The organism is Mammaliicoccus sp. P-M58 (assembly GCF_022386165.1).
GTDB lineage: Bacteria > Bacillota > Bacilli > Staphylococcales > Staphylococcaceae > Mammaliicoccus > Mammaliicoccus sciuri.
Genome location: NZ_JAJNJI010000026.1, coordinates 1 through 2,998 on the forward strand (window position 1 = coordinate 1; position 2,998 = coordinate 2,998).

Annotated in this window: 1 rRNA gene; it reads left to right on the forward strand. The window is 49.4% G+C overall.

From position 1 onward, the window contains the following. The first annotated feature begins 19 nt into the window (after positions 1–19). Positions 20–2,946 (forward strand): 23S ribosomal RNA (locus LQ694_RS15325). Positions 2,947–2,998 lie beyond the last annotated feature (52 nt).

Sequence of the window (2,998 nt, forward strand, 5' to 3'; positions counted from 1 at the left end):
TTATGTATAAGGAAATATAGATTAAGTTATTAAGGGCGCACGGTGGATGCCTTGGCACTAGAAGCCGAAGAAGGACGTTACTAACGACGATATGCTTTGGGGAGCTGTAAGTACGCTTTGATCCAGAGATTTCCGAATGGGGAAACCCAGCATGAGTTATGTCATGTTATCCGCATATGAATACATAGTATGTGAGAAGGCACACCCGGAGAACTGAAACATCTTAGTACCCGGAGGAAGAGAAAGAAAACTCGATTCCCTGAGTAGCGGCGAGCGAAACGGGAAGAGCCCAAACCAATAGGCTTGCCTATTGGGGTTGTAGGACACTCAATACGGAGTTACAAAGGAAATGATTAGACGAATGGTTTTGGAAAAGCCAACCATAGAAGGTAAAGGTCCTGTAGTCGAAAGTCATTTCTCTCCTGAGTGGATCCTGAGTACGGCGGAACACGTGAAATTCCGTCGGAATCTGGGAGGACCATCTCCCAAGGCTAAATACTCTCTAGTGACCGATAGTGAACCAGTACCGTGAGGGAAAGGTGAAAAGCACCCCGGAAGGGGAGTGAAATAGAACCTGAAACCGTGTGCTTACAAATAGTCAGAGCCCGTTAATGGGTGATGGCGTGCCTTTTGTAGAATGAACCGGCGAGTTACGATTTGATGCAAGGTTAAGCAGTAAATGTGGAGCCGTAGCGAAAGCGAGTCTGAATAGGGCGAATGAGTATCTGGTCGTAGACCCGAAACCAAGTGATCTACCCATGTCCAGGTTGAAGTTCAGGTAACACTGAATGGAGGACCGAACCGACTTACGTTGAAAAGTGAGCGGATGAGGTGTGGGTAGCGGAGAAATTCCAATCGAACTTGGAGATAGCTGGTTCTCTCCGAAATAGCTTTAGGGCTAGCCTCAAGTGATGATTATTGGAGGTAGAGCACTGTTTGGACGAGGGGCCCCTCTCGGGTTACCGAATTCAGACAAACTCCGAATGCCAAATAATTTAACTTGGGAGTCAGACTATGGGTGATAAGGTCCGTAGTCGAAAGGGAAACAGCCCAGACCACCAGCTAAGGTCCCAAAATATATGTTAAGTGGAAAAGGATGTGGCGTTGCCCAGACAACTAGGATGTTGGCTTAGAAGCAGCCATCATTTAAAGAGTGCGTAATAGCTCACTAGTCGAGTGACACTGCGCCGAAAATGTACCGGGGCTAAACATATTACCGAAGCTGTGGATTATCCGTAAGGATAATGGTAGGAGAGCGTTCTAAACGTGTTGAAGCATGATCGTAAGGACATGTGGAATGTTTAGAAGTGAGAATGCCGGTGTGAGTAGCGAAAGATGGGTGAGAATCCCATCCACCGATTGACTAAGGTTTCCAGAGGAAGGCTCGTCCGCTCTGGGTTAGTCGGGACCTAAGCCGAGGCCGATAGGCGTAGGCGATGGATAACAGGTAGATATTCCTGTACCACCTATGATTGTTTGAACGATGGGGGGACGCAGTAGGATAGGCGAAGCGTGCTGTTGGAGTGCACGTCCAAGCAATAAGACTGAGTGTTAGGCAAATCCGGCACTCGTAAGGTTGAGTTGTGATGGGGAGTTGGATCATGTATCCGACGAGTCGTTGATTTCACACTGCCAAGAAAAGCCTCTAGTTAGAAAATAGGTGCCCGTACCGCAAACCGACACAGGTAGTCAAGATGAGAATTCTAAGGTGAGCGAGCGAACTCTCGTTAAGGAACTCGGCAAAATGACCCCGTAACTTCGGGAGAAGGGGTGCTTTTTAGGGTGCAAGCCTTGAAGAGCCGCAGTGAATAGGCCCAAGCGACTGTTTATCAAAAACACAGGTCTCTGCTAAACCGTAAGGTGATGTATAGGGGCTGACGCCTGCCCGGTGCTGGAAGGTTAAGAGGAGTGGTTAGCTTCTGCGAAGCTACGAATCGAAGCCCCAGTAAACGGCGGCCGTAACTATAACGGTCCTAAGGTAGCGAAATTCCTTGTCGGGTAAGTTCCGACCCGCACGAAAGGCGTAACGATTTGGGCACTGTCTCAACGAGAGACTCGGTGAAATCATAGTACCTGTGAAGATGCAGGTTACCCGCGACAGGACGGAAAGACCCCGTGGAGCTTTACTGTAGCCTGATATTGAAATTTGGCACAGCTTGTACAGGATAGGTAGGAGCCTTTGAAACGTGAGCGCTAGCTTACGTGGAGGCGCTGGTGGGATACTACCCTGGCTGTGTTGACTTTCTAACCCGCACCATTTGATCATGGTGGGAGACAGTGTCAGGCGGGCAGTTTGACTGGGGCGGTCGCCTCCTAAAGAGTAACGGAGGCGCTCAAAGGTTCCCTCAGAATGGTTGGAAATCATTCGCAGAGTGTAAAGGCACAAGGGAGCTTGACTGCGAGACCTACAAGTCGAGCAGGGTCGAAAGACGGACTTAGTGATCCGGTGGTTCCGCATGGAAGGGCCATCGCTCAACGGATAAAAGCTACCCCGGGGATAACAGGCTTATCTCCCCCAAGAGTTCACATCGACGGGGAGGTTTGGCACCTCGATGTCGGCTCATCGCATCCTGGGGCTGTAGTCGGTCCCAAGGGTTGGGCTGTTCGCCCATTAAAGCGGTACGCGAGCTGGGTTCAGAACGTCGTGAGACAGTTCGGTCCCTATCCGTCGTGGGCGTAGGAAATTTGAGAGGAGCTGTCCTTAGTACGAGAGGACCGGGATGGACATACCTCTGGTGTACCAGTTGTCGCGCCAGCGGCATAGCTGGGTAGCTATGTATGGACGGGATAAGTGCTGAAAGCATCTAAGCATGAAGCCCCCCTCAAGATGAGATTTCCCAACTTCGGTTATAAGATCCCTCAAAGATGATGAGGTTAATAGGTTCGGGGTGTAAGCGCAGTAATGTGTGTAGCTGACGAATACTAATCGATCGAAGACTTAATCAAATTTTAAATCGGTTTTAGCCGTAAAATCTGCTTACTATCTAGTTTTGAATGT